Source organism: Ruegeria sp. AF7, assembly GCF_056541885.1.
Genome location: NZ_JBQFYX010000040.1, coordinates 1 through 5180, shown reverse-complemented (window position 1 = coordinate 5180; position 5180 = coordinate 1). Strand labels below are relative to the sequence as shown.

Annotated in this window: 5 protein-coding genes; 2 read left to right on the top strand and 3 right to left on the bottom strand. The window is 53.5% G+C overall.

Annotation, left to right across the window (positions count from 1 at the left end; translation table 11 throughout):
• Positions 1-1612, bottom strand: a 1612-nt coding sequence (locus tag ACR0AP_RS20745; protein ID WP_480509166.1) for a sulfatase-like hydrolase/transferase, incomplete at its 3' end; no start/stop codon positions are given.
• Between the two features lie 16 nt (positions 1613-1628).
• Positions 1629-1892 carry a hypothetical protein gene (locus ACR0AP_RS20740; protein ID WP_480509164.1) on the bottom strand — a complete coding sequence of 88 codons (264 nt, stop codon included), beginning with the start codon at positions 1890-1892 and terminating at the stop codon, positions 1629-1631.
• A gap of 139 nt (positions 1893-2031) precedes the next feature.
• On the opposite strand from ACR0AP_RS20740, the gene ACR0AP_RS20735 reads away from it, so the two are divergent.
• Positions 2032-3348 carry a tetratricopeptide repeat protein gene (locus tag ACR0AP_RS20735; protein ID WP_480509162.1) on the top strand — a complete coding sequence of 439 codons (1317 nt, stop codon included), beginning with the start codon at positions 2032-2034 and terminating at the stop codon, positions 3346-3348.
• 229 nt (positions 3349-3577) lie between these two features.
• Complete coding sequence (locus ACR0AP_RS20730; RefSeq protein ID WP_480509160.1) at positions 3578-4621, top strand: IS110 family RNA-guided transposase; 1044 nt, start codon at positions 3578-3580, stop codon at positions 4619-4621.
• Positions 4622-4909: 288 nt separating this feature from the next.
• Here ACR0AP_RS20730 and ACR0AP_RS20725 read toward each other — a convergent pair.
• Positions 4910-5180, bottom strand: a 271-nt coding sequence (locus ACR0AP_RS20725) for a DDE-type integrase/transposase/recombinase (protein ID WP_480509158.1), incomplete at its 5' end; no start/stop codon positions are given.

Sequence of the window (5180 nt, the reverse complement as noted above, 5' to 3'; positions counted from 1 at the left end):
CAGGCCGGATGTTCTCTACCCCCTCATAGGGCATACCGAAGGCAGGTGGTGTATCCGGGTAGCTCTGCTTACGCGCCTGATGCCGCGCCAGAATACGTACGAACTCCTGCCCACCCCATGCGCCAACTTCTGTCGACACAGAGTATTCTTCGCGTGTGTCGTGATAGAGGTTGTAGAACTTGGCCACGATCGGGTTTTCGCCAGGAGGCGGCAGCTTCAGCTTGAGTTGATCCTTGACGATCGCTTTCGGCTTATCATCGGCATAGATGATGACGTGATCCCGACGCGCTTTTTGCTCATCGCTAAAGAGAAGCGCCGCAGATTGATCGACCCCATCCACCAAACGGTCGCGCGGGATGAACTGATCCGCACCAGCGAAGCGCGCCAATGTCGTGTACATATCCGAGACATGCACAATACTGTTGAGTAAGCCATCCGCTTCGATCATGCCGGGCCAGCGAATAAACGCGTCCGTTCGTACGCCGCCTTCGGTTGTGTCAGCCTTGCCGCCGCGGAAAATCATCGGTGTGTAGCCCGACTGAGGTGAGTATTTGGTGAAGTGCCCATTATCACCCATGACGACTACTATGGTGTTGTCCGCAACACCCAGCTCCTCCATGGAAACGAACATGGCCCCCAGCCATTCATCTACCAACTGCATCCGGTCTGCATACAGCCCCCCATTCGGCGATTGGGGGCCGTCGCGACCGGCGCGCGTGTTGTCGAGTGGCAGAAGCGGCCAGTACTGCAGGAAGAAGGGCTCTTCGCCCTTTGAGAGACGAGCGAGTTCTTCCATCGCCTTGTCCTGGAAGGCTTGATTCATCTCGACGTATTTCTGGGCATTCCAACGCTCGCCGGGTTCCATACGTATTTCTCGGATCGGCCCGCCAGATTCGCCTTCGATCGTGGTCATCATTGCCGAGGCATCAGGTCGGAAGTAACTGTCGATCGTATAGCTCGGTAAATAGTCGTTGTTGGCGACAGACACACCTTCACGAATGGCATCGTCATTAAAAATAGTCAGCTGACCCTGTTGGTGCACAGCCATCTGGGCATAGTCGAACCCGTTGTTCATGGCCCAGCTTTCTGGGATGTCGCCCATATGCCATTTGCCGATATGGCTTGTGGCATAACCCGCTTCTTTAAGCACTTCTGGCAAGATGACTTCGTTGCCCGGCAATCCGAAACCAGCGATATCGACTGCGGTATCGCCCATACCCATCCGAACCGGCAGACGTCCCGTCATCTGAGCGACCCGCGTCGGCGTACAAGACGGTTCGGTATACATGCGCACCATGCGCAACGCTTCATCCGAGAAATCGTTGATGTTGGGTGTCTCATAGCCACGGAGCGCATTAAGCTCGGGAATCCCCATGTCGCCAAAACCCAGATCATCAATCAGAATATTGATAATGTTTGGGGGTTTCCCGCCGTTTTTTTCACGAAATTCCGCAAGCCGAGCGTCCACGGCAGCGTCATCTTCGGCCCATTGGTTACCATGCTCTGACAGCAGAATGTAGTATTCTGAATCGTGGATGATCGGCTCCTCCTGCTCCAGCAGCGGGTGTGCCGCAAGCACCAAGGGAACAATTGCGAGTTTGGGCAGTTTCATAGTCTCTCCGTTGATTTCATTTCGTTTTTAACCGTTTCAGGGGGCGCCGTTGTACTTCCGAGTTTGCAAAGTGAGAGAGCATTTCGTCTTTCAGTCCTGTCAGGCACTCGTACACATGCGGATCATGCGCATCCGTCAGCTTGCTCAGCTTGTTTATCTCGACAAAGTCCCGGCACATCTCAGCAAAGTTCTGGTCGCTCAAGAAAAGTGCACGAACGCTGTCAAAATCTCCGGTGAAGCATTCTGACAATCCTTCTGTCCAAAGCTCTTCTATCTCCATTGCAGGCCTCCGGTTGATGCCGCATGGAACTTGCCTAAACTCAGTATTCGAATAGATATATATTTTAACAGCATGTAACCGTTACATGCTGACGTAAGTTGCGGAATTGGCTTCGAAAACCGGAGGCGCATAATCTACGATGCAGGACGTTTCCTCAGGGACTCCAAGTGAAGAAGATGTTCGGAATGCGTTAGGTCGTGTCTTGTCCAGCGAAGTATTCGCTGGTGCAGACCGCCTGAAGGAATTTCTGCGTTACATTGTGGTCGAGAGCATCGAAGGTCGAGGCGACAAAATTCTTGGGAAACGGATTGCTCAAGACGTTTACGGACGCCGATCCGAAAAAGACATCGCCACGGCAAATGTCGTGCGCGTCGACGCTGGCCGCCTGAGGCGCAGACTGGATACGTATTATCTGAAGGAAGGTGCACAGGATTCACTTCGCATCCACGTCGCTAAGGGTGGCTACGCGCCTCATTTCGAAACCAACGCACCACCAGCAAATTCGCAGACCGAAGCGTCGTCTATGCCTCAGATTGGAATGGTCCTTGGCGCGATCGTTGTTCTTTTTGTGGGATTTGCAGCCGTCTTCTTTGGTTTTCGGACAGACAAAACAACCCAGCTGTCCAATTTCGATCCAGACCAGCGCGAGCAAGTCGAGCGCGCGGTTTTATTCGAAGCATCCCCTGCTGCGTTGCAGGCCCGCAATATTGCGGAAGATGCGCGATCGTTGCTGTTTCCTGCCACTCAACCAACTCGACTACTGGCTGCACTGACACTATTCGAAAAAGCGATCGAGCTAAAACCAGATTACTTCGGTGGTTACGCCGGGGCGGCACAGGCGGCTACGTTCTTCGGAGGATTGGCTCCCGAAGGACCGGATCGGGATCAGATGCTGGCGCAAGCCCGACACTATGCCGAAGAAGCGATGCGTTTGGCACCATCAGAGGCCTGGAGCCAGTCGGCCATGGCCACGCTTTTGATGTTTGAAAGAGATTTTGATGAGGCAAACAGGTTCTCGGTTCGCGCGGTGGAATTGGATCCGAATGATCTAATCGTTCTGGAATTTGACGCAATCATTGCGTTCTTCTCCGGCGACTTTGAAAGAGCTGTTGCGAGTTCAGATCCAAAAATTCATGAAAACCGCCAAGGATCGCGGTTCCCGTGGCGAAATGTTCTTGGCAACGCCAGTTATTATCTGGGGAACTACGAGGAATCGATTGATCACCTGATGGATGCAGCAGCCTCTGGCGAACCCGTCAGCGAGATTAACACAGCGCATCTGATTGCTTCACTACAGGCGTCCGGGAAAACGGCAGAGGCGCAAAAACGTGCTCAGGAATACAAGAAAGCCTGGCCAGACAGCCGCATAGAAGAGTTCATGTTTCGGCTATTTCGCAACCCTGAGGACGCTGAGAAGCTGATGGTCCAATTGCGTCAAGCGGGGTGGAGTCAGTGACGCGTTCTTGGTCTCGCGGCTCGACAAGAGTTGTTTGTTTGTTGCAACCTGTAAGCTAAATTATTTGAAATCTGCACCTCCGCACTTTCCAATAGCGCGAAGAGGGCACCGCCGACCGCGATCAAAGATTTCTGATCCATAGTGCTTGATCGGGTTCTGATGGAATGGACATCCCCTGATCTCTCATCTGGTAGGTTTTGGAGATGGAAACCATCAGGAGGTTAGCAAAATGGCGGATTTAGACCTTGTCGGCATCGATCTTGCGAAGAATGTGTTTCAACTTCATGGTTGCAGCTCCGCGGGCGAGGTGGTGTTTCGCAAACAACTCAGACGCAACAAGCTTCTATCCTTCATTGCGGAACTGCCAGCGTGCATCATTGCGATGGAGGCTTGCTCCGGGAGCCATTATTGGGGTCGAGAATTTGAAGCACTCGGGCACTCAGTGCGCTTAATCGCACCTAAATATGTCAAACCTTTTGTGAAGCGCAGCAAGAGTGATGCGATCGACGCTGAAGCCATTTGCGAGGCAGCCCTGCGACCAACTATGCGGTTTGTGCAGGTCCGCAGCGAAGACAATCAGGATGCAGCCCTGGCTTTCAAAGCGCGGGATCTGTTGGTCCGGCAACGCACGCAGATCATCAATGCCTTGCGTGGTCACTTATCCGAGTTCGGTTTTGTGGTTGCGAAAGGTCCAACACATGTCCGTAAACTTGTTTCTGCGGTAGAAGATAAGACCATTGAATTGCCGGCGATGTCCCGTCCTCTCCTGAGCATTTTTGTCGATACGCTTGACGCTTTGAATGGCCGTATCAGACAGTTGGAGGCGCAAATCGCACAGCGTGCCAAGGAAGATAAAACATGTCAGAGGTTGACCGCGATACCAGGCGTTGGCCCGATTATTGCGACAGCGCTTGCCGCGCTTGCGCCACCACCTTCGACCTTTAGAAGGGGGCGCGATTTTGCGGCATGGGTAGGCTTAACCCCACTCCAGCACTCGACCGGCGGCAAGCAGCGCCTGGGGCGCACGTCAAAGAAGGGCAACCGAACGTTACGGCGCCTCCTCATTATTGGCGCCAACGCCGTGGCTAGATGGGCCGAGCATAAGGGGGCCACGCCTGGCTGCTGGCTCGCAAGGATGCTGGAGCGCAAGCCACCCATGTTGGTCAGGGTAGCACTGGCTAACAAAATGGCACGGATTGTCTGGGCGTTGATGGCACATGGCGAAGAATACCGGGATCAGATCGTTTGCACGGCTCTAACGTGTAACGATTGATCCCGGAGGCGTGGGAAGGTCAAACGGAAGGTAAGGCGCAACAGTCGATGAGACGAGATCAGGAAAACCAGCTTGCGACACAGTGCCTGGAGCACGTGGTTCTGAATTGGACTTAATCTGAGAACTCCACACGGGCCCGCGGCAAGGGAAAGCCGCACTATGAGGCCGCATACATGTCAGCACCCGACTACGCGAATTACCAGCCAAAGATTCTTCTTGCCCAAAGGGGGATGTCCATACATGCTGCAAATTTCTTTGAGAGTTGTATAGACGAAACTGGAAAGGCGATTAGCCTGCCAGCTCCGCGAGTTGCTGGAACGAATGGAGTCCGGGAGTGAATTGACCTTTGCGGATCATGTTGCCCAATTCTGTGCCCGCTAGGGCATATGCGGCTGCAGCGAAAGATTTGAACCCACACATGTGCCGGATGCGACGCTTGATTAACCGGTGATCCTGTTCAAGGATGTTATGTAAGCGGTGGCTGAAGACCGCTGGGCTTTCAGCTTGACTGCTTAAAGTTCCACGGGAGCAGGTCGTCGATCTGATTTTTTGAGTGTCC